At 66.8% G+C, this 26,859-nt stretch carries 27 protein-coding genes and 2 pseudogenes; 13 read left to right on the top strand and 16 right to left on the bottom strand.

All coding sequences use genetic code 11. The features are described 5' to 3' along the window. Nucleotides 1–126 precede the first annotated feature (126 nt). The 5 genes from AC3FKH_RS13505 to AC3FKH_RS13525 are packed head-to-tail and all read left to right on the top strand — an operon-like array spanning nucleotide 127 to nucleotide 4,958. Nucleotides 127–1,284 (top strand): AI-2E family transporter, encoded by a 1,158-nt coding sequence (locus AC3FKH_RS13505; protein ID WP_488676198.1) that lies wholly within the window; start codon nucleotides 127–129, stop codon nucleotides 1,282–1,284. Between the two features lie 9 nt (nucleotides 1,285–1,293). Beyond that, nucleotides 1,294–1,965, top strand: a complete 672-nt coding sequence (locus AC3FKH_RS13510; RefSeq protein WP_488676200.1) for a paraquat-inducible protein A — start codon at nucleotides 1,294–1,296, stop codon at nucleotides 1,963–1,965. After that, nucleotides 1,962–2,714, top strand: a complete 753-nt coding sequence (locus AC3FKH_RS13515; RefSeq protein WP_488676202.1) for a paraquat-inducible protein A — start codon at nucleotides 1,962–1,964, stop codon at nucleotides 2,712–2,714. Before AC3FKH_RS13510 ends, AC3FKH_RS13515 begins: the two co-directional genes overlap by 4 nt. Then, the gene (locus AC3FKH_RS13520) at nucleotides 2,707–4,338 is read left to right on the top strand and encodes a PqiB family protein (RefSeq protein WP_488676204.1); all 1,632 of its coding nucleotides are present in this window, start codon (nucleotides 2,707–2,709) and stop codon (nucleotides 4,336–4,338) included. The genes AC3FKH_RS13515 and AC3FKH_RS13520 overlap by 8 nt, the downstream gene beginning before the upstream one ends. Then, nucleotides 4,335–4,958, top strand: coding sequence for a PqiC family protein (locus AC3FKH_RS13525; protein ID WP_488676206.1), 624 nt, complete (start codon nucleotides 4,335–4,337; stop codon nucleotides 4,956–4,958). Before AC3FKH_RS13520 ends, AC3FKH_RS13525 begins: the two co-directional genes overlap by 4 nt. Nucleotides 4,959–5,024: 66 nt before the next feature. Here the strand turns inward: AC3FKH_RS13525 and AC3FKH_RS13530 are convergent. After that, nucleotides 5,025–5,252 (bottom strand): annotated as a pseudogene (locus AC3FKH_RS13530) (PIN domain-containing protein); the annotation flags it as partial. Continuing rightward, nucleotides 5,195–5,746: a nucleoside 2-deoxyribosyltransferase gene (locus tag AC3FKH_RS13535; RefSeq protein WP_488676208.1), complete on the bottom strand. Its 552-nt coding sequence runs from the start codon at nucleotides 5,744–5,746 to the stop codon at nucleotides 5,195–5,197. The pseudogene AC3FKH_RS13530 and the gene AC3FKH_RS13535, both read right to left, overlap by 58 nt. Before the next feature lie 132 nt (nucleotides 5,747–5,878). On the opposite strand from AC3FKH_RS13535, the gene AC3FKH_RS13540 reads away from it, so the two are divergent. From AC3FKH_RS13540 to AC3FKH_RS13560, 5 genes are all read left to right on the top strand, one after another. Further along, nucleotides 5,879–6,820 carry a 2-hydroxyacid dehydrogenase gene (locus tag AC3FKH_RS13540; RefSeq protein WP_488676209.1) on the top strand — a complete coding sequence of 314 codons (942 nt, stop codon included), beginning with the start codon at nucleotides 5,879–5,881 and terminating at the stop codon, nucleotides 6,818–6,820. Nucleotides 6,821–6,883: 63 nt separating this feature from the next. Beyond that, nucleotides 6,884–7,078, top strand: a complete 195-nt coding sequence (locus AC3FKH_RS13545) for a DUF1059 domain-containing protein (RefSeq protein ID WP_483730114.1) — start codon at nucleotides 6,884–6,886, stop codon at nucleotides 7,076–7,078. Between the two features lie 217 nt (nucleotides 7,079–7,295). After that, complete coding sequence (gene modA, locus AC3FKH_RS13550) at nucleotides 7,296–8,096, top strand: molybdate ABC transporter substrate-binding protein (RefSeq protein ID WP_488676211.1); 801 nt, start codon at nucleotides 7,296–7,298, stop codon at nucleotides 8,094–8,096. A gap of 18 nt (nucleotides 8,097–8,114) precedes the next feature. Then, on the top strand, nucleotides 8,115–8,831 hold the full coding sequence (modB, locus tag AC3FKH_RS13555) for a molybdate ABC transporter permease subunit (RefSeq protein WP_488676212.1): 717 nt from the start codon (nucleotides 8,115–8,117) through the stop codon (nucleotides 8,829–8,831). 7 nt (nucleotides 8,832–8,838) lie between these two features. Next, on the top strand, nucleotides 8,839–9,561 hold the full coding sequence (locus AC3FKH_RS13560; RefSeq protein WP_488676214.1) for an ATP-binding cassette domain-containing protein: 723 nt from the start codon (nucleotides 8,839–8,841) through the stop codon (nucleotides 9,559–9,561). Here AC3FKH_RS13560 and AC3FKH_RS13565 read toward each other — a convergent pair. The 5 genes from AC3FKH_RS13565 to AC3FKH_RS13585 form a co-directional block, all read right to left on the bottom strand. After that, the gene (locus tag AC3FKH_RS13565) at nucleotides 9,531–10,070 is read right to left on the bottom strand and encodes a class IV adenylate cyclase (RefSeq protein ID WP_488676216.1); all 540 of its coding nucleotides are present in this window, start codon (nucleotides 10,068–10,070) and stop codon (nucleotides 9,531–9,533) included. The two genes, AC3FKH_RS13560 and AC3FKH_RS13565, sit on opposite strands and share 31 nt — an antisense overlap. A gap of 26 nt (nucleotides 10,071–10,096) precedes the next feature. Then, complete coding sequence (locus tag AC3FKH_RS13570; protein WP_488676218.1) at nucleotides 10,097–10,696, bottom strand: LysE/ArgO family amino acid transporter; 600 nt, start codon at nucleotides 10,694–10,696, stop codon at nucleotides 10,097–10,099. Between the two features lie 75 nt (nucleotides 10,697–10,771). Next, nucleotides 10,772–11,566: a TOBE domain-containing protein gene (locus tag AC3FKH_RS13575; RefSeq protein WP_488676220.1), complete on the bottom strand. Its 795-nt coding sequence runs from the start codon at nucleotides 11,564–11,566 to the stop codon at nucleotides 10,772–10,774. Nucleotides 11,567–11,616: 50 nt separating this feature from the next. Then, complete coding sequence (locus AC3FKH_RS13580; RefSeq protein WP_488676222.1) at nucleotides 11,617–11,895, bottom strand: RNA recognition motif domain-containing protein; 279 nt, start codon at nucleotides 11,893–11,895, stop codon at nucleotides 11,617–11,619. Between the two features lie 38 nt (nucleotides 11,896–11,933). After that, the gene (locus AC3FKH_RS13585; RefSeq protein WP_488676224.1) at nucleotides 11,934–14,300 is read right to left on the bottom strand and encodes a DUF3141 domain-containing protein; all 2,367 of its coding nucleotides are present in this window, start codon (nucleotides 14,298–14,300) and stop codon (nucleotides 11,934–11,936) included. Between the two features lie 298 nt (nucleotides 14,301–14,598). Between AC3FKH_RS13585 and AC3FKH_RS13590 the strand changes: the two are divergent. Next, a pseudogene (locus AC3FKH_RS13590) lies at nucleotides 14,599–14,703 on the top strand (phosphate acetyltransferase); the annotation flags it as partial. A 305-nt stretch (nucleotides 14,704–15,008) separates the two neighbouring features. Here AC3FKH_RS13590 and AC3FKH_RS13595 read toward each other — a convergent pair. Beyond that, nucleotides 15,009–15,758, bottom strand: a complete 750-nt coding sequence (locus AC3FKH_RS13595; protein ID WP_488676226.1) for a tyrosine-protein phosphatase — start codon at nucleotides 15,756–15,758, stop codon at nucleotides 15,009–15,011. A 195-nt stretch (nucleotides 15,759–15,953) separates the two neighbouring features. On the opposite strand from AC3FKH_RS13595, the gene AC3FKH_RS13600 reads away from it, so the two are divergent. Further along, nucleotides 15,954–16,649: a transglycosylase domain-containing protein gene (locus AC3FKH_RS13600; protein WP_488676228.1), complete on the top strand. Its 696-nt coding sequence runs from the start codon at nucleotides 15,954–15,956 to the stop codon at nucleotides 16,647–16,649. A 73-nt stretch (nucleotides 16,650–16,722) separates the two neighbouring features. Here the strand turns inward: AC3FKH_RS13600 and AC3FKH_RS13605 are convergent, their stop codons facing one another. The 5 genes from AC3FKH_RS13605 to AC3FKH_RS13625 are packed head-to-tail and all read right to left on the bottom strand — an operon-like array spanning nucleotide 16,723 to nucleotide 22,824. Next, nucleotides 16,723–16,947, bottom strand: coding sequence for a formate dehydrogenase subunit delta (locus AC3FKH_RS13605; RefSeq protein ID WP_483730126.1), 225 nt, complete (start codon nucleotides 16,945–16,947; stop codon nucleotides 16,723–16,725). Then, nucleotides 16,944–17,810 carry a formate dehydrogenase accessory sulfurtransferase FdhD gene (fdhD, locus tag AC3FKH_RS13610; RefSeq protein ID WP_488676230.1) on the bottom strand — a complete coding sequence of 289 codons (867 nt, stop codon included), beginning with the start codon at nucleotides 17,808–17,810 and terminating at the stop codon, nucleotides 16,944–16,946. Before fdhD ends, AC3FKH_RS13605 begins: the two co-directional genes overlap by 4 nt. A 15-nt stretch (nucleotides 17,811–17,825) precedes the next feature. After that, nucleotides 17,826–20,690, bottom strand: coding sequence for a formate dehydrogenase subunit alpha (gene fdhF / locus AC3FKH_RS13615; protein ID WP_488676232.1), 2,865 nt, complete (start codon nucleotides 20,688–20,690; stop codon nucleotides 17,826–17,828). 44 nt (nucleotides 20,691–20,734) lie between these two features. Next, on the bottom strand, nucleotides 20,735–22,300 hold the full coding sequence (locus AC3FKH_RS13620) for a formate dehydrogenase beta subunit (RefSeq protein WP_488676234.1): 1,566 nt from the start codon (nucleotides 22,298–22,300) through the stop codon (nucleotides 20,735–20,737). Beyond that, nucleotides 22,297–22,824 (bottom strand): formate dehydrogenase subunit gamma, encoded by a 528-nt coding sequence (locus AC3FKH_RS13625; RefSeq protein ID WP_488676236.1) that lies wholly within the window; start codon nucleotides 22,822–22,824, stop codon nucleotides 22,297–22,299. Before AC3FKH_RS13625 ends, AC3FKH_RS13620 begins: the two co-directional genes overlap by 4 nt. 147 nt (nucleotides 22,825–22,971) lie before the next feature. Between AC3FKH_RS13625 and AC3FKH_RS13630 the strand changes: the two genes are divergently transcribed. Then, nucleotides 22,972–24,069, top strand: coding sequence for a substrate-binding domain-containing protein (locus tag AC3FKH_RS13630; protein ID WP_488676237.1), 1,098 nt, complete (start codon nucleotides 22,972–22,974; stop codon nucleotides 24,067–24,069). A gap of 18 nt (nucleotides 24,070–24,087) precedes the next feature. Here the strand turns inward: AC3FKH_RS13630 and fdxA are convergent, their stop codons facing one another. From fdxA to AC3FKH_RS13645, 3 genes are all read right to left on the bottom strand, one after another. Next, entirely contained in the window at nucleotides 24,088–24,417 is a 330-nt protein-coding gene (fdxA, locus tag AC3FKH_RS13635; RefSeq protein WP_488676239.1) for a ferredoxin FdxA, read from the bottom strand. Between the two features lie 112 nt (nucleotides 24,418–24,529). Next, nucleotides 24,530–25,453 carry a polyphosphate kinase 2 gene (gene ppk2, locus AC3FKH_RS13640; protein ID WP_488676241.1) on the bottom strand — a complete coding sequence of 308 codons (924 nt, stop codon included), beginning with the start codon at nucleotides 25,451–25,453 and terminating at the stop codon, nucleotides 24,530–24,532. 123 nt (nucleotides 25,454–25,576) lie between these two features. Further along, nucleotides 25,577–26,614, bottom strand: coding sequence for a transporter (locus tag AC3FKH_RS13645; protein WP_488676243.1), 1,038 nt, complete (start codon nucleotides 26,612–26,614; stop codon nucleotides 25,577–25,579). Nucleotides 26,615–26,859: the final 245 nt, after the last annotated feature.

A 26,859-nucleotide genomic window follows, 5' to 3' on the forward strand; every position in this document is an offset into this window, starting at 1 on the left:
TGTCCCCCGGCCACATCCGAGCAAGTGTCTGCACAGGCACCCGAAATGACCCACTCGCCATCGTCGGGGCTGACGTAAGCTATATTTACGCCGTTTCCGTCACTCCGGCGGAGTTGGGGAGAAGTCATGAATTCCGGCCAACTGATTGAAAAGATCGCCGCGGTGTTCGCGCTGGTGGTGCTGATCGGCGGCTCGTTGCTGGTTCTGGCGCCGTTCACCACGGCGCTGCTGTGGGGCGCCATCCTGGCCTTCAGCTCGTGGTATCCCTATACCGTGCTGTCGCGCTGGCTGGGCAACCGGCGCAGTCTGGCGGCGCTGATCTGCGTGGTGCTTGCCGCAGTGATCGTGCTTGGCCCGTTTGTCTATGCGGGCGCAAGCTTTTCCGCGCATATCGATGAACTGACCGGCCTGGTGGACCGCTACACGGACCAGGGCATCCCGCAGCTTCCCGACTGGCTCAGCAGCCTGCCTTATGTGGGCGGCTACCTGCACACGACCTGGGAGTCGGTGATCCATGCCGACTCTGACATGGTCGCCAACCTGCGCAAGCTAATCGCGCCGGTGGGCCATGTGCTGCTTGGTGCCGGCCTGTCGATCGGCGCAGGGCTGGGCCAGCTGGCGCTGTCGATCATCCTGGCTTTCTTCTTCTACACCGGCGGCGAATACGCAGTCGACTGGCTGCGCGCCGGCATGCGCCGCATTGCCGGCGAACGTGCCGACCACCTGCTCGAACTGGCCGGCAGCACGGTCAAGGGCGTGGTCTACGGCGTGCTCGGCACGGCGTTTATCCAGGCGGTGCTGCAAGGCATCGGCCTGTGGATCGCGGGAGTGCCGGCGGCTGCCATCCTTGGCTTCGTGACGTTCTTCCTGTCGGTGATCCCGGTCGGGCCGCCGCTGATCTGGCTGCCGGCCGCGCTGTGGCTCTACCACGCCGGCGACACGGGCTGGGCCATCTTCCTGGTGGTATGGGGCGTGGGCGTGGTCAGCATGGCCGACAACGTCGTCAAGCCGCTGCTGATCAGCAAGGGCACGGGCATGCCGCTCATCTGGATCATGATGGGCGTGCTCGGCGGCGCGCTGGCATTCGGCTTCCTCGGCGTCTTCATCGGCCCGACCTTGCTCGCCGTGGCCTACGCGCTGCTGCGCGACTGGACCGTCGGTTCGCAGATCGAAGCCGTGCGGCGCGCAGAAGCCGCTGCGGCAGCGCCGGCGGACAGCCCGCCGCCAGCCCTGGTCGACAACCCCGACGCACCGGCGGTCGCGCCGGGCAAGCGTCCCGGCTGAGTGCGACGCATGGCACACGGCGACACCGGCACCCCGCCGGACACAGGCACGCTGCACGGACTGGTCGCCTGCGAGTACTGCGACGCGGTGTACCAGCGCGCTCCGCTGGCGCGGGGCGAACGCGCGCTGTGCCTGCGCTGCGGCGGCCAGCTGTACCGCGAAAGCGCGCGCACCTACCGGCACCTGCTGCCGCTGGTCATCACCGCGCTGATCCTGTTCCTGATCTCCAACGCTTTTCCGATTGTCGAGATGGACCTCAAAGGCGTGCGCACGCAGACCACGCTGCTGGGCGCCGTGCAGGCGCTCTATGCCGACCACATGTCGCTGGTGGCAGCGCTGGTGTTCGCCACCACCATCCTGTTCCCGCTTTCGGAAATGCTGATGATGGTCTACCTGCTGGTGCCCATGTCGGGCCACCGCATGCCCGCCGGCTTTGACCGCATCGTGCGCGGCATCCGGCAGACCCGGCCGTGGGGCATGATCGAAGTGTTCATGATCGGCGTGCTGGTCACGCTGGTGAAGCTGTCGAGCATGGCGCAGGTGCTGCCCGGCATCGCGCTGTGGTCGTTCGGCGCGCTGGTGGTGGTGCTGGCGGCCATGCTGTCGTTCGATCCGCGCGACCTGTGGCATTACCTGGAATCGCCGCAAGCGGCCGAGGACGCGGACGGAGCCGGCCGATGAGCGATACGCAGCCACCGCGGCGCAAGTTGCCGCGACTGACCGGCGCGCGCGAGCATCTGCAACGCTCGCGCCGGTTCGCCAGCAGCGTGGTGCAGGAGATCACCGACGACGACGAGCGCACGCCGCTGCCGCAGGTGCCCACGGCCGCGCGACTGGGCCTGGTGTCGTGCCACGCCTGCGACCTGGTCAGCCCGCGCGCGCTCGAAGGCCAGCCCTGCCCGCGCTGCGGCGCCACGTTGCACCACCGCAAGCCCGACAGCCTGGCCCGCACCTGGGCGTTCCTGCTGTCGGCCTACATGCTTTATATTCCCGCCAACCTGCTGCCGGTGATGGTGACCCAGTCCATCCTGGGCACGCAGCAGGACACCATCCTGTCCGGCGTGATCTACCTGTGGCTGTCGGGCTCCCACCTGCTCGCGGGGATCGTGCTGATCGCCAGCATCATCGTGCCGCTGCTGAAGATGGTGATCCTGACGCTGCTGCTGGTCTCGGTGCATATGCGCTCGACCTGGCGCCTGCGGCAGCGGACCAAGCTGTATGGACTGGTCGAAGTCATCGGCCGATGGTCCATGCTCGACATATTCGTGGTGGCGTTGCTGGCCTCGCTGGTACGGGCCGGGGCGCTGGCCACCATCATCCCCGGCGGCGGCGCGCTGGCCTTTGCCTCGGTCGTGGTGCTGACCATGCTCGCGTCACTGAGCTTCGACCCCCGCCTGCTGTGGGACTCGCTGGAACAACAAGATGCCTGACACTGACAACCTTCCGCCCGCGCCGCCGGGGCTGCCGCAACCCGAACGCCGCCGCCGGGCGCGCTGGCTGCCTTCGCTGGTCTGGCTGATCCCGATCATCGCAGCCGTGGTCGGCATTTCGCTGCTGGTCCACACGCTGTCCTCGCGCGGACCAGAGATCACCGTGAGCTTCCGCTCGGCCGAAGGCCTGACGCCGGGCAAGACGGCCGTGCGCTACAAGGACGTGGATATCGGGCTGGTGAAGTCCGTGCGGCTCGCGCACGACCGCTCGCACGTGCTGGCCGTGATCGACCTGACCAAGGATGCGGAAAACTTCGCCGTGGCCGACACGCGCTTCTGGGTGGTGCGGCCGCGCTTTGCCGCGAGCGGCGTATCGGGCCTGGAAACGCTGTTGTCCGGTGCGTACATCGGCGTGGACGCGGGCAAGTCCACCGAGACCACGCGCGAATTCAAGGGACTCGAAGCGCCGCCCGTGGTGACCTCGGACTCGTCGGGCAAGCAGTTCGTGCTGCGCGCCTCGGACCTGGGCTCGCTCGATATCGGCTCGCCGGTCTATTACCGGCGCGTGCAGGTGGGCCAGGTGGTGGCTTTCCAGCTCGATCCGAACGGGCGCGACATCACCCTGCGCGTGTTCGTCAACAAGCCCTATGACAAGCTGGTGAACGCCGATACGCGCTTCTGGCACGCCAGCGGGGTCGACCTCAAGCTGGATGCGTCGGGCCTGAAGCTGTCCACGCAATCTCTGGTGACCGTGCTGCTCGGCGGCGTCGCCTTCCAGGCGCCCGAAGGCACCAGCGCGACGGATGGGGCCGCGGAGAACACGCAGTTCCTGCTGGCAAGCGACCAGACCGAAGCCATGAAGGAGCCCGAGGAACTGGCGCCTACGCTGGCGGTGCTCAACTTTGACCAGTCTGTGCGCGGCCTCTCGCCGGGTGCACCGGTGGACTTCCGCGGTGTCATCGTGGGCCAGGTGCGCTCCATCGGCATCGAGTTCCAGCGCGACAAGAAGGCGTTCCGCATGCCGGTGGTGGTGGAGCTGTATCCGTCGCGCATGGGCTTCCGCGAACGCGATGTGCAGGATCCGACCCGCCGCCACGAGATCATCGCGGGCCTGCTCAAGCGCGGCATGCGCGCGCAGTTGCGCACCGGCAACCTGCTGACCGGACAGCTCTACGTGGCGCTGGATTTCTTCCCGAAGGCGCCGCCGGCCAACGTCGACCTGAACGCGCCGATTCCTGAATTCGCCACCACGCCGGGTACGTTCGACCAGTTGCAGGCGCAGGTCGGCGATATCGTCAACCGCATCGACAAGGTGCCGTTCGACCAGATCGGACAGGACCTGCGCCAAGCGGTGGTGGCGCTCAATGCCACGCTGGCGAGCGCCGACGCGCTGGTGAAGCAACTCAACGGCGATGTCGCGCCGCAGGTGCTGGCCGCGCTGCAGGACGCGCGCAAGACGCTGTCGACCGCCAACGGCACGCTGTCTTCCGACGCGCCGCTGCAGCAGGATGCGCGCCGCATGGTGCAGGAACTGACCCGCACCGCGACGTCGCTGCGCATACTGACCGACTATCTCGAACGGCATCCTGAAGCGCTGCTGCGCGGCAAGACGGAGAAAGAATGATCAATCTGACCGATGCCACGCGCGCATGTACCCTGGCCGCCCTGCTCGCCGCCACGTTGGTGGCGGGCTGCGCCTCGCCGGAACCGCGCTACTACACGCTTGCGCAAGGGCCGGCCGCCGCGGCAAGCGCGGCGATGCCGGCGGTGCCCAACACGGAACCGCTCTGGATCGAAGTCGCCCCGGTGCGCGTGCCCGAACGCCTGAACCGGCCGCAGCTCGTGGTGCGCGACAGTCGCAATGGCAATGAGGCCGGGCTCAAGCTGCTGGACCTGTCGCGGTGGTCATCGCCGCTGCCCGAGGAGATGCGCGATGCGCTGTCGCAACGGCTGCAGGCGAGTTTGGGGGCGGTGGATACCTACCAGCAAGGGCTGGCGGATGTGGAGCCGGTCTACCGCATCACCACCGATGTGGTGCGGCTCGATGCCGATATCGGCCAGCGCGCCGGGGCGACGATCAACTGGACCGTGCGGCGGTTGTCGGATGGGAAGGTGGTGAGCGGGCGGACGCAATCGGACCTGGCTGCGCCCGGAGAGGTCGAAGGCGTGGTGGCGGCTTATCGGGAGATCCTGGGGGCTGCGGCGGGGGATATTGCGCGCGGGGTGATGGGGTTGAGGCGGTGAGAGGCAAACAAAAGGGGCCGGTCCGGATACCACTGGCACCGGATCTATGGTTCCCACGTCCACGGGTTAAGCAGATCGCATTCCGTGCACAAGGGCGGTCGCGGCAATAAGGCAATCTCTGAGCGGCTTCGGGTCAGGAACATGCAGCCGAGCGCTTCGTTGCGCCACGGCGGTATCGACCGGCAAAATGCGCCCCGCAAAGGCGGGCAGGGCAAGAAACCTCCCCCCTGCCGGATTCAGTCTTCCGCGTCCCACAGGGTCGCGCCAATCTCTCGCCGCTGCGCCCGTCGACGCTCAGCCTCCACCATCGCCTGCAGGCATTGCGCCGGACCGCCGCGCACAAGCCTGGCCGGGCAGGCCAGCATCAGATTCTTCGGCAATCCGAAGTCCTCGACCAGATACCCCCGCTCATCCCGCGCAAGTCCGAGTTCATCGACCGTGGCCGTCACGCGTTCGCGCAGCGATCCATCCTCCCCGTAGTAGCCCCACACCGGCTTGTTCAGCGCCACGGCGAAACCGACCTCGAAGGCCGTGCCGGAGTCCGGTTCCCCGGGGCCACGAAAATCCCCCAGGTTGGCCATCACCATATCGGCGTGCCGGATCAGCGCGATATTGGCGTCATAGATCCAGCGCGCCGTGTCCGGCCCGGACATCCCCACAGGCGCCGCCTTGTCGAGCGGATACAGACCTTCAAACCCGTACTCCGCGCAGAGCGCCTTGAGCTGTTGGCCCCACTCGACAGCATCCACACGGAACACATCGAAACCGGCCAGATAGAGGGTCTTCATCGCATGGGCGCGTATGCGCAACGTTGATGGCAAGGTTGCCAGCATAGCTCAGCAAGTTCCCCCGCGGACGGCAAGGCTGGCAGCCCTGCGCTACCATTGCCAGTTCCGTTTTCCCGCGATTGCCCCTCTCCCATGTCCGCATTCCACATCCTCCAGGTCGGCCCGCTCGCGCCGCAAACCAACCTCACCCTGCAGGAGCGCTTCAGCGCCGCTGCGCTCTGGCAGCAGGCCGATCCGCTTGCCTGGGCGCGCGAGCATGGCGGTGCGGTCCGTGTCGTGGTGACCTCTGCCCGGCACGGTTGCACTGCCGCGCTGATCGACGCGCTGCCGCGCCTTGAGGCCATCGTCAGCTTTGGCGTTGGCTACGACTCGATCGCGCTCGACGCCGCCCGCGCCCGTGGCATCCAGGTCAGCAACACGCCTGACGTGCTCAACGACTGCGTGGCCGACCTGGCTTTCGGCCTGCTCATCGATGCGGCGCGCGGCATTGCCCATGGCGACCGCTTCGTTCGCGCGCAGCGCTGGCCGCAGGGCGGCTTTCCGCTGACCACGCGGGTATCCGGCAAGAAGCTCGGCATCCTGGGCCTTGGCCGCATCGGCGAGATCGTCGCGCGCCGCGCGGGCGGCTTCGACATGGAGATCGCCTACCACAACCGCCGCCAGCGCGAAGGCGCACCGTGGCGCTTCGAACCGGACCTGAAGGCGCTCGCCGCATGGTCCGATTTCCTCGTGGTCGCCTGCGTGGGCGGCCCGCAAACCGAAGGCCTGGTCTCGCGCGAGATCATCGAGGCGCTGGGACCCAGGGGGATCCTCGTCAATGTCTCGCGCGGCAGCGTGATCGATGAAGACGCCATGGTGGCGGCGCTGGCCGACGGCAGGCTCGGCGGCGCGGGCCTCGATGTGTTCCGCGACGAACCCAATGTCCCGCAGGCGCTGCCGGCGCTGGACAACGTCGTGCTCGCCCCGCACATGGCCAGCGGCACGCAGGAAACGCGCGCCGCCATGACCGCCCTCACGCTGGAAAACCTGGAAGCGTTCCTGGCCACCGGCAAGGTGCTCAATCCCGTCCTGTAAAACCTGCGAACCCGCGCCCTATACTGGAAAACGCCGGCCACCAGGCCGGCGTCAGGAGGCAATATGGGACGCAAGTATGTCGATTGCCGCGAGTATCCGAGCGACATCGGCTGCACGGTCGCACTCAGCGCCGACAGCGAAGATGAACTGCTCGAAGCCGCGGTCCAGCATGCCGTGGCGGTGCACCAGCATCAGGACACTCCTGAGTTGCGCACGCAGCTGAAATCCATGTTCAAGGACGGCGCACCACCGGCCTGAACCCTGTTGGCGCGCCGGCCCCGGCGCGCCTTCTCCCCATCGCCCCTCGTCCCTTCTGTGCGGCATTCGCCGCCCATGATGTTCCCCTTGTGCCCAGATCAATACCCATGCGAGCAACCATGGGGCAAGATTGACGTTCCGCTATATACAGACGTATATTGCGCCTGACAGTACACAGAAGCCATCCGCGCGTCCCAGCGCTCCCAGGAATCTTCCGATGCACACTTCCCGCTCCGTCCGCACGCCGGGCACGGCGTTCCGCCGCCGTGCCGTTCATTTCGCCAGCGCCGCGCTGTTCGCCCTGGCGCTGGCCGCGCCGCCGGCATTCGGCGCCGATCTGGTGGTATCGGCGGCGGCGAGCCTGACCAATGCATTCAAGACGCTGGCCGAATCTTTCGAGAAGGCGCACCCTGACACCAAGGTCGTGCTCAACTTTGGCGCGTCCGACGTGCTGATGCAGCAGATCATCAAGGGCGCGCCGGCCGACGTGTTTGCCTCCGCCGACCAGGAAGCGATGAACAAGGCCGAGGCCGAGAAAGTCGTGGCCCACGCCACGCGCCGCGACTTCGCCGCCAACCAGGTCGTGCTGATCGTGCCGAACGACAGCAAGCTTCAGATCCACGCGCTGCAGGACCTGAACAAACCGGAAGTGAAGCGCATCGCCTTCGGCAACCCGGCCTCGGTGCCGGTCGGCCGCTACACCAAGGGCGCGCTGGAAGCCGCGGGCCTGTGGGACGCCGTCTCCGCCAAGGGCGTGCTCGCGCAGAACGTGCGCCAGAGCCTGGACTATGTGGCACGCGGCGAGGTCGAAGCGGGCTTTGTCTTCGCCACCGACGCGGCGGTCGTGCCGGACAAGGTGAAGGTAGCCGTGCGCGTGCCCAGCCGCACGCCGGTGACCTACCCCATCGCCGTGACCAGCCTGACGAAGCAGAACACGCAGGCCACCGCCTTCGTGAGCTACGTGCTGTCGGCCGAAGGCCAGGCGATCCTGGCGCGCTACGGCTTCCAGAAACCCTGATCGGGATCGACGCCTGCCATGGATGCTGTCTGGGTGCCGCTGCTGCTGTCGCTGAAGGTCGCGGGCTGGGCCACCGCGCTAAACGCCGTGCTCGGCGTGGCCGCCGCCTATGCGCTGGCGCGCTGGCGCTCCCCGGCGCGCGACGTGGTGGATGCGGTACTGACGCTGCCGCTGGTGCTGCCGCCGACGGTGCTCGGCTACTACCTGCTGGTGCTGGTGGGCCGGCGCGGCGTGTTTGGCGAATGGCTTGGCAGGCTCGGCATCGAACTGGTGTTCACGTGGCAGGGCGCGGTGCTGGCATCGACCATCGTCGCCTTTCCGCTGGTGCTGAAATCGGCGCGCGCGGCGTTTGAAGGCGTCGACCACCAGCTCGAAAACGCCGCGCGCGTGCTTGGCGTGCCGGAAGCGGCCATCTTCTTCCGCGTGACGCTGCCACTGGCCGCGCGCGGCATCATTGCCGGCGTGCTGCTGGCGTTCGCGCGTGCGCTGGGCGAGTTCGGCGCCACGCTGATGGTCGCCGGCAACCTGCCGGGCCGCACGCAGACGCTCTCGGTCGCGATCTACGAAGCGGTACAGGCCGGCGATGACAACACCGCCAACCTGCTGGTGCTCGTTACCTCGGTCACCTGCATCCTGATCCTCGTCGTGGCGGGACGGCTGGTGCCGGCCGCGGCGCGCAATCCCGCCGAAATCTACGAACGCGGACGCGTGCGGCGCACGCGTTCGGCACAGTGAGGCTGCCATGGGCATGCAAGTCAGCATCCGCAAGCGCATGGTGTCGGCCGACCGGCATTTCGCGCTCGACATCGCCTTCGATTCGGCCAGCCGCCGCATCGCGCTGTTCGGCCCGTCCGGCGCCGGCAAGAGCCTGACGCTGCGCGCCATTGCCGGGCTGCTGATGCCGGATGCCGGCCGCATCGTCCTGAATGGCCGCACGCTGTTCGACGCCGAGGCCGGCATCAACGTGCGCCCGCAAGAGCGCCGCGTCGCTTACCTGTTCCAGGAATATGCGCTGTTCCCGCACCTGACCGTGGGGCAGAACATCGCGTTCGGCCTGTCGAAAAGCTGGCGCAATCCGCGCCGCGGCGCCACGCATCCCGAGACCGATCGCTGGGTCGAGGCCTTCGGCCTGCGCGAGATCGTCGGCAACTATCCCGGCGAAATCTCCGGCGGGCAGAAACAGCGCGTGGCACTGGCGCGCGCGCTGGTGGCCAGGCCCGATATCGTGCTGCTCGACGAACCGTTCTCGGCACTCGACCCCGCGCTGCGCCAGCGCATGCGCCAGGAACTGCGCGCCTTGCAGGCCAGCCTCGACGTGCCGATGGTGGTCATCTCGCACGACCCGGCCGACGTGGAAGCGCTCGGCGAACACGTGCTGGAGATCCGCGAAGGCCGCATCCATGGCAGCGGCACCGCGCGCCAGCATCCGCCCGTCTACGCCCCGCTGCGCGCCAGCGTGGTCTGAGCCGCGCGCAGCAGGTCGACATAGGCGCCCTCGAGCAGGGCGCCTGCTCCCACTCCCAACTGGTCCAGCAAGCCGTGCGCTTCCGCCACGCCGGCGGCTACGCTCTCGTCGTCGGCCAGCACCACCTCCAGCTCCAGGAACTCGCCGAGACCTTCCACGCGGTCCAGGTGGACACGCGTGCGGCCCACCCGATACAGCGTGCGCACCTTGCGCACGCGCCCCGCTTCGCCGTGTGCGGCAGCCAGCGCGGCACGCAGCGTATCGGGCGATGCCGTGGGCGACAGGATGTAGAAGCTTTCCTTGGGGCCGGGCTGGTCTGGGCGCGCATAGAAGATCAGCTCGCCGCGATCGGCACTGAACGCCCTGAGCTTGAGCCGGCCGTTGGGGCACGGGAAGAAGGTGTCGTCCTGCTCGATCCGTTCCGGGCCGCTGCTTGCCAGCGCCGCAACACGCGGTTCGATGGCGTCGATGCTGTCCAGACGCGCCTTGATTTCAACGTTCCTTGCCATGGGTACCCCTGTCTTGATGTGCGTGTTCAGCCCAGCAGCAGCTTCGCTGCGATGACCCACATGGTGACGCCGATCACCGCGTCCAGCACCTGCCACGCGCGCGGCCGCGCGAAGACCGGCCGCAGCAGCGCGGCGCCATAGCCGAGCGCGAAGAAGAACAGGAACGACGCCGTCATCGCGCCGGCAGCAAATTGCTTCTCACGGCCGTGGAACTGCGTGGAGACCGAGCCGATCAGCATCACCGTGTCGAGGTACACGTGCGGGTTGAGCCAGGTGAACGCCAGGCAAACGCCGAGCGTCGCCAGCAGCGGCCGGGGCTCGGCATGGCTCGGATCAAGCACCGCCGACGAGCGCAGCGCGGCCAGGAAGCTGCGCGCGCCATACCAGATCAGGAACGCCGCGCCGCCATAGCGCATGGCCGCGGCAAGCCACGGAAGCTGGCGAATCATGACCGCAAAGCCCGACACGCCAGCCAGGATCAACAGCGCATCGGACAATGCGCAAACCAGGCAGACCCAGAACACATGCTCGCGGCGCAGTCCCTGCCGCAGCACGAAGGCATTCTGGGAACCGATCGCAAGGATCAGCGAAAGGCTAAGGGAAAAACCGGCCAGCGTGGCGTCCATGTACGGGGATGTCGGAGCTTGCGTCGAAGCCCGACATTATGGACGACCCGCCGCACGCAGCGTACGCGCTGCAGCCTATCCAACCACGCCCAGGATCACGGCCGAGGCCTTGAAGATCGCGAGCGCGCGAACTCCCTCGGCCAGGCCAAGCGTCTGCATGCTCTCGTTGGTGACGATGGCCGCCACGCTGCCGCCGCCATCGAGGTCCAGCACGATCTCCGCATTGACCGCGCCGGGGACGACACGCGACACCACGCCCGGAAGCTGGTTGCGCGCGGACAGGCGCAAACCCGGCTCCGCCAGGCCGATGATCACCGACGATGCCTTGATCAGCGCAAACGCCTCGACGCCAGGCTTGAGCTCCAGCGTCTCGACGCTTTCATGCGTGATGGTCGACACGATGGTCTGCCCGCCCGGCAAGGCCAGCACCACCTCGTCGTTGACTGCGCCGCCACGGACGCTGTCGACCTTGCCAAACAACTTGTTGCGTGCACTGGTACGGATCATGAAACGCCTCATTACGTTAAGGTCTTCGGCCGCGCTGTCGCCCAGGCGGCCCAGGTGGGCGACGAAGCGCCGGTGTTCTTCCTCGAGCGCCCGGTAAGTGCGGATCAGCTGCTCGGCGCGTTCAGTCAGGCGCGTGCCGCCGCCGCCCTTGCCGCCCGCGGCGCGCACGACAAGCGGTTCGCCGGCGCTGTTGTTCATGGCGTCGATGGCGTCCCAGGCGGCCTTGTAGCTGATGCCCACGGCACGGGCCGCAGCCGTGATCGAGCCGTGCTCGCCGATGGCAGCCAGCAGCGCGATGCGGTCCTTGCCGCCCCAGTCGTGTGAGCCGGAGCGGAACCAGATGGCTCCCTGGAGTTCAAGCATGGCGAGGTTGCGCCACCGTGCAAAGGCGGCGCGTCAGAGTCGGAATGCGGCTATGGTAATCGCTTTGCAGCGTCAGCCGGCGCACCGGGTTCCTGATGCACGGGGATGTACCAGTGCATGCGCCCGCCGGCAAAGACGTGCCGGTCCATCTGCCGCAGCAGGCTCCACGCCGTGAACCGGTCGACCGCGAGATCGACCCAGGCCCACGGACGCTCGGGATCGCCCTCGCGGATGATCTCCACGGAGTTGACCGCCACATGCTGCGCGAGCAGGTCGCGCAGCATCGCTTGGGTGACGTTGCGGCGCAGGCCGCGAATCAGTATCTGCATGGCACAGCCATCGCCTTGATGCTCGGTGACATGCCGTGCTACGCGCTGTGGCCACCGCCACTGCGCTTGCCGCCTGCCGGTTTGCTTGCCTGCGGACGCGCCGCCCGCGCGCGTTCGCTGCCGGTCTTGGCCGCCGGAGCCACCGGCAACGCGGCAGGCTGTGCCCCGCCATGCGCGTGGTCGGTGCCGAGCACGTCGGCCACCTCGCGGTAGTGCATCAGGCGCTCGCCCTCCAGCGGCGCGCTGACGGTCAGCACGCGATGCGCGGCCACCATCAGCCTGCGGCGCTCTTCCTGTTCCGGCACCATCCGCGGCAGCGCCTGCAGCGCGCGCTGGCGGTCAAGCTGCACGATAGCGGTCTGCTGCCGCACCAGCGACTTGAACTCGGCCAGCGTCAGGCCGCCGCGTCCTTCGGGCTGCTCGCGCGCTATCTCGCGCAGCAGGTTGAACGGGCGTTCCTCGATCGCCGCATGGGCGTCCGCCACATAGGCCAGGACGCGCACGAAGGCTTCGCGCATGCCGCCCTGACCGATGGCCGCCTCGGCATCGCGCAGGCGCAGCTGCGCCAGCTCCTTGCGCAGTTGCACCGTCACAGGCGACTCGAGATTGACGGGCGCCTGCGCCGTCATGCCCACCAGCGCCGCCATCATCGGCGACTGGTACATCGCTTCGAATACCTGCTCGTACCAGGCATCGCGCACATCGCGGTACTGGTCGAGCGCGGCAGTGATCTGGGCCGACACCGCACGTTCCATCGTCAGGAACGGATTGTCCTGCGCGACCGGATGGCGGTGCTCGCGCACCATCGGCGCCAGCGCGCCGATCCACGCCATCCACGGATTGGCGTCGGTGGCCACCGAGCGCTCCAGCCGCGACGGATGGAGCGCGCGCGCGGCCTCCGCGGTGAGCTCGTTCGATGCCGCGCGCACCAGCGGCGACGCGAAGGTGTCGTAGAGGTGCTGGTTGACTTCGGAGATGCGGCGCACCACCTCGAACGCGCGCTCGTCCTCGCGGCCATCGTCGAGCGCGAGGATGTCGGCGATCTTGCGGCGTTCGAAGCGCACCAGGTAGCGTCCTTCGATCAGGTTGCGGTGCGGCGTGCCGGGCGCGATGTCCTCGATCTTCGCCTCGTACAGCCCCGGCGGCAGCACGTCGATCAGGTCCAGCGCGCAGAACAGTTCGCTGTGCTCGCGGTTGGCCACGCCCGCCGACACGAAGATGCCGAGGTGGCCCACGGTCGGATGCAGGCAGTAGACGATGACCTGGTCATTGGCGACCAGCTCTTCGTCGGTCGCGTACAAGTCCGGAATCCAGTTCAGTGCCTGTTGCGGGGGCGTGATGTTGTCCCCCCAGGACGCGAACACGATCACCGGCGAGCGGATATTGCGCAGGTCCACCACGGTCTTGCCATCGGCGCTGCGCACCTGCCCGGCGGTCAGGCGGTTGCCGACGAACAGGTTCTGCACGATCCAGTCGATCTCTTCCCGGTTCATCAGGAAGTGGCCGCCCCACCAGCGCTCGAATTCCAGAAAGCGCGGGCCTTCGGTATCGGCCTTGGCGTAGACGTTGTAGAGCTTGCTCCAGAGCGTGTTGGAAGGATTGAGCTGCTCGAAGTTCTGCACGAGCCACGCGCCGTCGAAGCGGCCATTGCCCATGTCCGCCGTCAGCGAGGCCAGCCACGACCCGCCCAGCAGGCCGCCGCTGTAGCGCATCGGGTTGGTGCCGCGCACGCCGGACCAGTACGCCAGCGGCGCCCCCGCCACCAGCAGCGGGCCGACCGCATCCGGCGCCACGGCCGCGAGGATCATCAGCGCCCAGCCAGCCTGGCAATTGCCGATGATGAAAGGCTTGCCCGGTGCATCGGGATGGCGTTCGTTGATGATCTGCAGGAAGCCTGCCTCGGCGCGCGCGACGGCCTCGATGGTCTGGCCCGGGCACGGATCGCGGAAGAACGTGATGAAGTAGCACGGGTGCCCGGTGCGCAGCGCGATGCCGATTTCGCTGTCGGCCTTGAAGCCGCCGATGCCGGGGCCGTGTCCGGCGCGCGGGTCGATCACGACGAAGGGGCGCTTGGTCGGGTCGGTCGGCATGCTGGCCGGCGGGATGATGCGCAGCAGCGCGTAGTTGACCGGCTGGGGCAGCGTGCGCGCGTCGGCGAGCATCTCGTGGTCGAACACGAGCACCGGTGGCATGCCTTCGCGTTCGTGTTCGCAAGATTCATTGCCGCGCTGGCGCAGGATGTCGATGAGCAGGACCGAGCGCTGCCAGGCATCCACGCCGTATTCGAGCGCGGCCCATGGCCACGCGGCGAATGGGGCAAAGGCGCCGAACTGCGCCAGTGCGCCGGTGGTTTCAGGCTGAGCAGGCTTTTCGTTGGACAGGCCGCCGGATTCGCTAGCTGACATTCCACTTCCCCCTGTTGGCATCGGGCAGGTGCGTCATGTGTACCGAAGCCGCCCCTTGGAACGATCCGGAAGTGACGCGTTGTGCTTTGCAGCAAAAACAAGCGTACCAGTGGGCTGTGCCAATGGCAACCGCGCCATGTGGGCGAGCGCATGGCATCTGCGGCCGCTGCAAAGCGCAGTTTCCACATCATCGAGACGCGTGAATCGTGGCCTATGCTGAGCCCAATGCGCCTTGCGCAGCGCAACATGCTGCGCCGAACCGAGCCAAGCCAAGCCAAACGGAACTGCTATGTCTGCCATCATCCTGACCAGCCGCGCCGACAGCGTGCGCGCGCGCATCGGCAGCTGCGCCATCGCGGTATTGCTGGCGCATGCGCGCCGCAGCGCGGGGCCCCTTAACTAACTGAGCCGCGCGCAGCGCAGCCGAAGGCGATGATGCGATATCGCGGGCAGTATCGGGCCACGGACAGTTTCGGGGCTGGTTCAATCATTGTTGGAGAGCCTGCAGACGGACGCGCTCCACGCGGCAGGCAGCCGGGCATTCTCTGAAGCCCATACCCGTACGAAATTCTTCGCACGCTACGATCAATATTCGTCCGCTAGGACAAGTAAACGCGCTTCTTTGCTTACTTTCTTGTCGCTTGGACAAGAAAGTAAGTCGCAGGCTACGCCTGCGAAACAGCCGCGCCTGCCAAGCACGACATCCGTTCACTCGAGGTAATACCTTTTAAGCCCGTCAACATCCACCCCCAACCCCTCTGACAGATACCTCCCCATATCCCCATAAGCCCCTTCAATCGCCTGCATAGAAGCTTCCAGGTAACTGGCCCGCACCTCCAGCAGCGGCATCATGACTTCCGGCCGGATGCCAAGCTGCGTCATGCGTTCCAGCGCCTGCGTATTGAACGCGGCATTGCGCTGGTTGGATTCAAGGTAGTTGGCAAGTATGTCGTCCTGCCCAACGCCAAGCGCCGAAAGCAGCAGCAGCGAAGCAAACCCCGTGCGGTCCTTGCCCGCGGTGCAGTGATACAGCAGCGTCTTGCCGGCCTGCGCGTTGCGCATGAATTCGCGGAAGACATCGCGGTACAGCACCGGGAAATCACGATAGACACCCAGCATGAATGCATCCACGTCTTCCGGCGTGCTTTCACGCAGGCGCGGCATCAGCACATCCATCGCCATGCTGCCTTCAAGCACCGGCATCGCGATCCAGTTGAAGCGCTGGCCAAACGAGGCTTCGTCCGCCGACTTCTCACCCGGCGAGCGGAAGTCCACCACCATGTCGAGTCCCAATCCCTGCAGCCGCTCGATATCGGCACCGCAGGCAAGCGCCGGGTTGCCGCTGCGGTACAAGCGGCCGTGCCGTACACGGCGCCCGCCAGCGCCGGCAAGGCCGCCCAGGTCGCGCGCGTTGCTGACGGTCTCAAGTTGCAGTCCGCTTTCCCATTGGTTGATCATCTGTTGTCCTTATTCTGTCTTCCGTGGCGCGACCTGTTTACGCCGCGCGCCGGGCGATACGATTCGTCAGGCCGCCGCCGAACGACGCTCAATTATTTCAGATCACTCCGGCGCATGCGTCACCTGCCGCTTTCCCGCATTGCGCCGAACCGCTGGCCATGCCGCTTTCGGCGCCGGGCTGGCACAATACGCGCCATGAAAAGTCTCTGGTCCGCCTTTGTCAAACTGCTGGTGCTCGCCATCGTCGGCGGCGCGCTGCTCGCCACCGTTGCCGTGCTGATGGCCAACCGGCAGCTACCGTCGCTCGATGCGCTGACCGCGTTCCGCAGCACGCCCGACTACGTTCCGCTGCGCGAATTTCCGCGCGACCTGACGGCCGCTGTGGTCGCCATCGAGGACGAGCGTTTCTACCTGCATGACGGCATCGACTACGTGGGCGCGATCCGCGCCGGCGTGGCCAATCTTTCTGATGAACTGTCACAGGGCGCGTCAACCATCACCATGCAGGTGGCGCGCAACTTCTTCCTGTCACGCCAGAAGACCTATACGCGCAAGCTCTACGAGGTGCTGCTGTCGTACCGGATCGAGCATGCGATGAGCAAGGACGAGATTCTTGAGCTGTATATGAACAAGATCTACCTCGGGCAGGGTGCGTATGGATTTGCCGATGCGGCGCAGACCTACTTCGGCAAGCCGATCGGAAAGCTGACGCTGGCGGAATGCGCGATGCTTGCTGGCCTGCCCAAAGCACCGTCTGCCAACAATCCGGTGGTCAATCCGCGGCGCGCACGGCAACGGCAGGCGTATATCCTGCATCGGATGCTGGAACTGGGGAAGATTTCGCGCGGTGAATATGACGGCGCGCTGCTGGAGCCGATGCGCTTGAAATAGCGCATCGCATCAGGGGATGTCGTAGTGCATGGCGGGCGCGGACTGGCGAAGCCGCAACGCCCGCCAGAAGGCCTTATTCCACCATCGCGCGGTGCCGCCCCATCGCCTCCTGCACAATTTCAAGCAGGCCGGCGCCGGCATCCGCATCGACATGCCCCAGCAAAGCCCTGCGCATCCGCGGCTCCCAGAACCGCTTGATGTGTCCCGCGATATCCGCAAGCGCCTCTTCACGATCGGGCATCGCTTCAAAAAAGCTGCCAATCTGGTTGGCCATCGTAATCAGGTTATCGATCTTCATGCCAGGCTCGCTTCATGTTGCAGGCGTTGGGGATGGGTGTAGACCACGTGGCCGCTGGCGCGGACAAAGCCGGCCAGCGTGACGTTGGCCTGTTCGGCCAGCCGCACGGCCAGCGCGGTCGGCGCGGATACGGCGGCCAGTACGCCAGCGCCAAGCGACGCAGCCTTGAGCACCATTTCATAGCTCGCGCGGCTGGTCACCAGCACCGCACCCGTGGCGATCTCTTCGCCACTGCGCGCAAGCGCGCCGGCCAGTTTATCCAGCGCGTTGTGGCGGCCCACGTCCTCCCGCACCATCGCGACATGGCCGTCGGCGCGCAGCCACGCGGCCGCATGCGTCGCGCCGGTCTCGCGCTGCAGCGCCTGCCTTAATTGCAACTGCACGAACGCGGCCTGGATCACTTCGGTTTGGAAGCTCGCCACGCTCGTCACCGGCGCCGGCATGCGCATCACCTGCTCCAGCGATTCGGTCCCGCACAGCCCGCAGCCCGTGCGGCCCGCGAGCGAGCGGCGCCGCTCCTTCAAACCCATGAACGCTTCCGATGCAATCTCCAGCCGCACCGCAATGCCATGCTCTCGCGTTTCGACCTCGATGTCGTACACGTCGCGCGCACTGGAGACGATGCCCTCGCTCAGGCTGAAGCCGAGCGCAAAGTCTTCCAGGTCCGCCGGCGTGGCCAGCATCACCGCATGCGAGATGCCGTTGTATTCCAGCGCAACGGGCACCTCTTCGGCCAGCTCGTCCGGGCTCAGCGCATGTTCGCCGTCGCGCCAGCGGCTCACGGCAAAGGTGCTGTGCGTGGCCGGCTCACCCTCAGTCTGTTGCGCCGGTTCGAGTTCCGGCGCGTTCAGGCAGCGCATCATGATGCGGTCCTCCTGTCAGCCTACCGCGGCCGGATCGGCACTGGCGGCTTCAAGCAGCTGCAATTGCTGCGCGTTGAACGCGTGGTACTCCTTCTGCCACGCGGACGGCTGCGCCACCGGCATCACCTGCACCGCGGTCACCTTGTACTCGGGGCAGTTGGTGGCCCAGTCGGAGTTGTCGGTGGTGATCACGTTGGCACCGGATTCCGGGAAGTGGAAGGTCGTGTAGACCACGCCCGGCTGCATGCGCTCGCTGACGATCGCGCGCAGCACGGTCTCCCCTGCCCGGCTCTGCACGCCGACCCAGTCGCCGTCCTTGACGCCGCGTTCCTCGGCATCGTGCGGATGAATCTCGAGCCGGTCCTCGTCATGCCAGTGGACGTTCTCGGTTCGCCGCGTCTGCGCGCCCACGTTGTACTGCGACAGGATGCGGCCCGTGGTCAGGATCAGCGGGAACGCGCGCGTGATCTTCTCCGTGGTCGGCACGTACTTGGTGATGATGAACTTGCCCTTGCCGCGCACGAACTGGTCGATGTGCATGGTCGGCGTGCCTTCCGGCGCGTCTTCGTTGCACGGCCACTGGATGCTGCCCAGCTCGTCCAGCCGCTTGTAGCTGACGCCGGAGAACGTCGGTGTCAGGCGCGCGATCTCGTCCATGATTTCCGACGGATTCTTGTAGTCCATCGGATAGCCGAGCGCGTTGGCCAGCAGGATGGTCGCTTCCCAGTCGGCATAGCCGGCCTTGGGCGGCATCACCTTGCGCACGCGCGAGATGCGGCGCTCCGCGTTGGTGAAGGTGCCGTCCTTCTCCAGGAACGACGAGCCCGGCAGGAACACATGCGCGTACTTGGCGGTCTCGTTCAGGAAGATGTCCTGCACCACGATGCATTCCATCGCCGACAGCGCCGCCGCGACGTGCTGCGTGTTCGGGTCGGACTGCACGATGTCCTCGCCCTGGCAGTACATGCCCATGAAGCTGCCTCCGAGGGCGGCTTCGAACATGTTCGGGATGCGCAGGCCCGGCTCGGGGCTGATCTGGACATTCCACGCCGATTCGAACAGGCCGCGCACGGTCGAGTCCGACACGTGGCGATAGCCCGGCAGTTCATGCGGGAACGAGCCCATGTCGCACGAGCCCTGCACGTTGTTCTGGCCGCGCAGCGGATTCACGCCCACGCCTTCGCGGCCGACGTTGCCGGTGGCCATGGCGAGGTTGGCGATGCCCATCACCGTGGTGGAACCCTGCGCATGTTCGGTAACGCCCAGGCCGTAGAAGATGGCCGCATTGCCGCCCGTTGCATACAGACGCGCGGCGCCGCGCAGCATGTCGGCCGGGACGCCGGTCACGCTCTCCATGGCTTCGGGCGAGTTCTCGGGCAGCGAGACGAAATCGCGCCATTGCTGGAACGCGCGGTCCTCGCAACGCTCGGCGATATAGGCGTCGGCCAGCAGGCCTTCGGTCACGATCACGTGCGCGAGCGACGTCACCAGCGCGACGTTCGTACCCGGACGCAGCTGCAGGTGGTAATCGGCACGGATATGCGGCGAATCGACCAGGTCGATCTTGCGCGGATCGACCACGATCAGCTTGGCGCCGGCGCGCAGGCGCTTCTTCATGCGCGATGCGAACACCGGGTGGCCATCGGTCGGGTTGGCGCCGATCACCATGATCACGTCGGACTTCTCGACCGACTTGAAGGTCTGCGTGCCGGCCGATTCGCCCAGCGTCTGCTTCAGGCCATAGCCGGTCGGCGAGTGGCAGACCCGGGCGCAGGTATCGACGTTGTTGTTGCCGAACGCGGCCCGCACGAGCTTCTGGACCAGGTAGCCTTCCTCGTTGGTGCAGCGCGACGACACGATGCCGCCGATCGAATCCTTGCCGTGCTTGGCCTGGATGCGCTTGAACTCGGAAGCGGCGTAGCCGATGGCCTCTTCCCACGACACTTCGCGCCATGGATCGGTGATCTTCGCGCGGATCATCGGCTTGAGGATGCGGTCCTGGTGCGTGGCGTAGCCCCAGGCAAAGCGGCCCTTCACGCAGGCGTGGCCTTCGTTGGCCTTGCCGTCCTTGTACGGCACCATGCGCACGACCTCGTTGCCCTTCATCTCGGCCTTGAACGAGCAGCCCACGCCGCAGTAGGCGCACGTGGTGACGACGCTGCGCGGCGCCTGGCCCAGCTTGATGACGGAAGTTTCGGTCAGCGTCGCGGTCGGGCAGGCCTGCACGCAGGCGCCGCACGACACGCAGTCCGATTCCATGAACGACTGGCTGGTGCCCGGCGAGACGCGGGAATCGAAGCCGCGTCCCGAGATCGTCAGCGCGAACGTGCCCTGCGTTTCCTCGCAGGCGCGCACGCAGCGGTTGCAGACGATGCACTTGGACGGGTCGTAGGTGAAGTAAGGATTGGACTCGTCCTTCTTCATCTCGGTGTGCGTGGCGATCGGGCCACCGTCGTTGTAGCGCACCTCGCGCAGGCCCACCTCGCCCGCCATGTCCTGCAGCTCGCAGTTGCCATTGGTCGGGCAGGTCAGGCAATCCAGCGGGTGGTCGGAGATATACAGCTCCATCACGCCACGGCGCAGGTCGGACAGCTTGTCGCTCTGCGTCTTGACCTTCATGCCGGCTTCCACCGGCGTGGTGCACGAGGCCGGATAGCCGCGGCGCCCTTCGATCTCCACCAGGCACAGCCGGCACGAGCCAAAGGACTTCAGGCTGTCGGTGGCGCACAGCTTGGGCACGCTGACCTGTGCCTCCATCGCGGCGCGCATCACCGACGTGCCGGCCGGCACGGTGACGCTGACGCCGTCGACCTCGAGGGTGACCATCTCGGTCGATTCGCTGGCGGGGGTGCCGAAGTCGATCACATCGCGGCAATCCATGGTTGTCTCCCGTTGTTCTGTTCGTGAAGTCGGCTTGCGTCGACCTATGCCGCCTGGGCAGCGTTGGGGGCGAGGCCGAAGTCCTCGGGGAATTCATTGAGCGCGGAAAGCACCGGGTACGGCGTCATGCCGCCCATGGCGCAGAGCGAGCCGTTGAGCATGGTGTCGCACAGGTCGCGCACCAGCTTGATGTGCTTGACCGGTTCGTTGCCTGCGATGATCCGGTCCATGACCTCGACGCCGCGCGTCGAGCCGATCCGGCACGGCGTGCACTTGCCGCACGATTCGACCGCGCAGAATTCCATCGCGTAGCGGGCCTGCTTCGCCATATCGACGGTCTCGTCGAACACCACGATGCCGCCGTGGCCGACCACGCCGCCGAACGCGGCATAGGCCTCGTAGTCCATCGGCACGTCGAAGCGCGATTCCGGCAGGTACGCGCCCAGCGGGCCGCCGACCTGCACCGCGCGCACGGCGCGGCCGCTGCGCGTGCCGCCGCCATAGTCATGGAGCAGTTCGCGCAGCGTCACGCCGAACGCTTTTTCCACGAGACCGCCCTGGCGGATATTGCCGGCGAGCTGGAACGGCAGCGTGCCGCGCGACCGGCCCATGCCGAAGTCGCGGTAGTGCTGCGCGCCGCGCGCCATGATGACGGGCACGGTGGCCAGCGAAATCACGTTGTTAATGACGGTCGGCTTGCCGAACAGTCCTTCGAGCGCGGGCAGCGGCGGCTTGGCGCGCACCACGCCGCGCTTGCCTTCCAGGCTTTCGAGCAGCGCGGTTTCCTCGCCGCACACATAGGCGCCGGCGCCCTTGCGCACTTCGAGCTGGAAGCGCTTGCCGCTGCCGCGCAGATCGTCGCCAAGCCAGCCTTCCGCGGTTGCAATGGCGATGGCGGCGTTCAGCACGGCAATCGCATGCGGGTATTCGGAACGGCAGTAGATATAGCCCTGCTCCGCACCCACGGCGAGGCCGGCAATGGTCATGCCTTCGATCAGCATGAACGGATCGTCTTCCATCACCATGCGGTCGGAGAACGTGCCGGAGTCGCCCTCGTCCGCGTTGCAGACGATGTACTTGATGGCGGACTTCGCGCCCAGCACGGTCTTCCACTTGATGCCGGTCGGGAACGCCGCGCCGCCACGGCCGCGCAGGCCGGAGTCGGTGACTTCCTGAACGATCGCGGCCGGCTCCATCGCCAGCGCGCGTTCAAGGCCGGCGAAGCCCTCATGCGCACGGTAGTCGTCGAGCGACAGCGGATCGGTGATGCCGACGCGCGCGAAGGTCAGGCGCTCCTGGCGCTTGAGGAACGGAATTTCATCGGTCAGGCCGTGTGCCAGCGCATGCGCGCTGCCTTGCAGCAGACCGGCATCGAACAGTCCCGGCACATCGCCCGCGCTGACCGGGCCGTAGGCCACGCGGCCCGCGGCGGTCTGCACCTCGACCAGCGGCTCGAGCCAGAACATCCCGCGCGAACCGTTGCGCACGATGCGCACGGACTCGCCGCGCGCCTCAGCTTCGCGTGCAATCGCGCGGGCCACGTCGTCGGCGCCCAGGGCCAGCGCGGTGGAGTCGCGCGGGACGAAAATGGTGGTGATGGCGGCGCTCATGCCTGGGCCTCCTCGTTGGCGGGCTGAACGTCGCGCAGCTGGCGCACCAGCACGTCGAAGCGCCTGGCATCGACGTAGCCGTGCAGCTGCTCGCCCATCATGACGGCCGGGCCGCAGGCGCACTGGCCCAGGCAGTAGACCGGCTCCAGCGTGACCGCGCCGTCGGCGGTGGTTTCATGGAAATCGCAGCCCAGCGCGCGTTTCGCGTGTTCGACCAGCGCATCGGCGCCGACCGACTGGCAGGCTTCGGCACGGCAGACCTGCACCACGTGGCGGCCGGCGGGCTGCTGGCGGAAATGGTGGTAGAACGTGATCACGCCGTGGACCTCGGCGCGCGAGAGGTTCAGCGCCTTGGCGATGACCGGGACGGCCGTGTCGGGGATGTACCCCTGGGTGTCCTGGATCTCGTGCAGGATCGGCAGCAGGGCGCCGGGCATGTCCTGGCGCGCCGCCACGATCGCGGCGATGGCCGCTGAGCGGGCCGCGTCGGCCGGCGCCGTGGCGGGGGTGGCGGTATCTGGCATGGCGTCTCCTGTGGGGGCCGCATCCTCGGCGGGGCGACCGTTATATGCTATTTTTGACCTATTTACCGGGCTATAACCACGGCTTTATGGCCGTTGGAGCGACTATAAGTAGTTGTTGGGCTCGGTTCAATAAGCTATTTTTTTCATATGATCCGCATCTCGATTTCGCCACACCTGCAGATCCGGGACGACGGCAGCCCGGCCGCCGAACCGCTGGACGTTTCGCGCCTGGTCGCGCTGCTGGGACACATCGAAACCTCGGGCAGCATCAGCCAGTCGGCCGAGGCGGTGGCGCTGTCCTACCGCTATGCGTGGGGCATCCTGCGCGATGCGGAATCCCTGTTCGGCGGCCCGCTGATCGCCAAGACCCGTGGTCGCGGCAGTGCGCTGACGCCGCTGGCGCAGCAGCTGGTCTGGGCCAGCAAGCGCATTGGCGCGCGGCTGTCGCCGACGCTGGACAGCCTGGCGTCGGAGCTGGAGATCGAGCTGAAGAAGCTGATGGAAAGGACCGACCCGGTCGTGCGGCTGCATGCGAGCCACGGTTTCGCGGTGGCGGCGCTGCGCGATTTCCTCGACGAGCAGCAGGTGCGGCATGACTTGAAGTACTGCGGCAGCGTGGAAGCCGTGGCCGCCCTGGCGGAAGGCGCCTGCGACATTGCCGGCTTCCATGTGCCCGTCGGCGAGTTCGAGGAGGGCATGGTCCGCCACTTCACGACGTGGCTCAAACCCGACACGCATTGCCTGATCCATCTGGCCGTGCGCAGCCAGGGGCTGTTCACGCGCGTGGGCAATCCGCTTGGCCTGCAGACGCTGGAGGACCTGATGCGCAGCGACGTGCGCTTCGTCAACCGGCAGGTCGGCTCCGGCACGCGGCTGCTGCTGGACCTGATCCTGACGGCGCGCGGCATTGACCCGGCACGGATCGAGGGCTACAACAACGGCGAATTCACGCACGCGGCGGTCGCCGCGTATATCGGCAGCGGCATGGCGGACGTGGGCTTTGGCGTGGAGACGGCGGCGCGGCGCTTCGGGCTGGAATTCGTGCCGGTGCTCAAGGAGCGCTATTTCTTCGCGATCGAAAAGAAGAAGCTGACCAGCCCCGCGCTGGCTGACGCCGTGGGCGCGCTGACGAGCGAGAGCTTCCGCCAGCGCGTCGATGCCTTGCCGGGCTATGACGGCAGCCTGACCGGCACGGTGCTGACGCTGGCCGAGGCCTTTCCGGAATATCGCGCGGAAAAGCGCTGAACGTGAAATCCGGTCCGCTTACCTGACCAGCAGCGACAGCCGGTCAGGATGGCCGGCCCAGTCCGCATGATCGGGCAGCGGCCCCTTTGCCTTCAGCAGCGGCGGCCAGTCCGCGCGGCGCGCCAGTTCGGCGTTGAGGGCCACGAAATGGCGCTGGTCTTCGGGCAGGTCATGCTCGGAATAGATCGCGCCGACCGGGCACAGCGGCACGCACATCGAGCAGTCGATGCACTGGTCAGGATCGATGGCCAGGAAGTTGGGCCCTTCGTGGAAGCACGACATGGGGCAGACTTCCACGCAATCGGTGTGGCGGCACTGGATGCAGGCATCCGTCACGACAAAGGTCATCTTGGGGGCAAACAGCGGACAGCAAACCCTTTGATGCTAGCGCGCCACCTCCGCCGGCGGGCCGGCAAGCGCTGTCCGACTCGTTCAAAATGCCTGAACCGCGGCGGCCGGATCAGTAGGTCTCCGGCACGATCATGTCCTGCGGCACCGGCATGCGCACGTAGTCGGCATGCCGCTCGCGCTTGGGCAAAACCACGGGTTCCTGGTCGACGTCCGTATAAGGAACCTGCTGCAGCAGGTGATGGATGCAGTTGAGCCGCGCGCGCTTCTTGTCCACCGCCTGCACCACCCACCAGGGCGCTTCCGCGATATGCGTGCGCTCCAGCATGATTTCCTTGGCGCGCGTGTAGTCTTCCCAGCGGCGGCGCGACTCCAGGTCCATCGGGCTGAGCTTCCACTGCTTGAGCGGATCGTGGATGCGGCTCAGGAAGCGCAGGTGCTGCTCGTCGTCGGAGATCGAGAACCAGTACTTGATGACCTGGATGCCCGAGCGCACCAGCATGCGCTCGAATTCCGGCACGGAGCGGAAGAACTCTTCGTACTGGTCGTCGGTGCAGAAGCCCATGACGCGTTCGACGCCGGCGCGGTTGTACCAGCTGCGGTCGAACAGCACGATCTCGCCGGCCGCGGGCAGGTGCGACACATAGCGCTGGAAATACCACTGCGTGCGCTCGCGATCGTTGGGCGCGGGCAGCGCGGCCACACGGCACACGCGCGGGTTCAGTCTCTGCGAAATGCGCTTGATCACGCCGCCCTTGCCCGCCGCGTCGCGGCCTTCGAACAGGACCACTATCTTGTGGCCGCTGTTGACTACCCAGCTCTGCAGCTTGACCAGTTCGCCCTGCAGGCGGAACAGTTCGTGAAAGTAGCGCTGGCGATGCGCCCGTTCATCGGGTCCATCCTCGGCCAGCATGGCCTGGCCGTCGGGGCCCATCACGAATTCACGATCCTCCAGTTCGAGTTCGAGCTCTTCGTCGTATTGGTCCGCCACCTCGCGGTGGATGCGCCGGATCAGCGCTTCTTCGTGGTCGGTCATCACATGCTCCCCATGCCTGGTCCCGTTTCCCGTTTCCCGCTTCCCGTTTCAGCCCGGGCCTGGCACAGGCCCTCCGGGTGGCGATGCTACTGCGTCAGTATGGCAATCCTGTGAAGGACCGCGCTACGGCCCCTCTTTGCGGAAGGCCCAGCGGCCGGCCAGTACCGTGAACGTCGCCACCAGGGCCACCAGTATCCAGAAGCCGTGCGGGTGCTCCGCCAGCGGAATACCGCCGACGTTCATGCCGAAAAAGCCCGCCACGATGTTGATCGGCAGCGCCAGCACGGTGACCAGCGTCAGCGTGAACAGCGTGCGGTTGGTCTGCTCGTTGAGCTTGGCGGCAATCTCTTCCTGCAGCAGCTTGATGCGCTCTACCAGCGCCGCCAGGTCGTTGAGCACCAGCGAGAACTCTTCGGTCGCCTCGCGCAACTCCTGCAGGTCGTCGTCGCGTATCCATGCCGGCGGGCGGTTGAGCAGCCGGAACATCGCGCCCGGCTCCGGTGCCAGCAGGCGCTGCAGGCGCACCAGCCCGCGCCGCATGGCGCCCAGGTCGGAGCGATTGGCGTGCAGGCGCTGCGCGAGCAACTGGTCTTCGATACGGTCCACGCCGATGCCGGTCTCTCGCACGATCTGCACCAGCACGTCGGCCTGGTCGCGCAGCAGGTGCACCAGCAAGTCCAGCGACGAACGAAAGCCCTCGCCACGGCGCACCGCGGCGCGCAGCTTGTCAATCGAACGCAGCGGCTTCGCTCGCGCCGTGACCAGCAGGCAACGATCGGCACACGCCCACAGGGTCGAAATATCGTTCGACGAGACCCCGAAGTTGTAGATCACGTCATTGACCACCGCCAGCAGCGCCGGATCCTGGCGCTCGATGCGCGTGGAGTGCGAACCCTGGCGCAGTGACTCGAAGAAGTCCTCAGGCAGTTCCAGGCGGGCCTTCATCCACCGCTCACAGGCGCTGTGCGACAGGTTGAAATGCAGCCACAGGAAGGCATCGCCGCCGGGGCTGCCCTGCTCCGCCGCACGCGCACGCGCGAGCCATTCGAGCGCGTCGGTCGAGCCGATCTCACGCGCCGGCTGGCCGGGAGTGAAGAGATAGCCGTTGACGAGGCCCACCGGATCGGAGCCATAGCCGGGTTCGACGATGCCAGGTTGCATGCATGCCCTCGTTGCCGCAGTACGCGCAGGAAGATCCGCCGACATTACCATGGCCGCGTGATCTTCCACAGCAGTTCCCCGGCATGTTCCCCAGCGGTTCAGGCCAGTCCCAGCGCCCGCAGCCGCCGGTACAGCGTGCGTTCGCTGCACCCGAGGTGTGCCGCCAGGGCCTTGCGCGTGCCCGGGAATTCCAGCGCCAGCGTGCGCAGCGCCGCATCGTCGGGCCAGCGCGTGCGGCCGTGGCC

It is taken from the genome of Cupriavidus sp. 21MJTG02-4 (genome assembly GCF_057798975.1).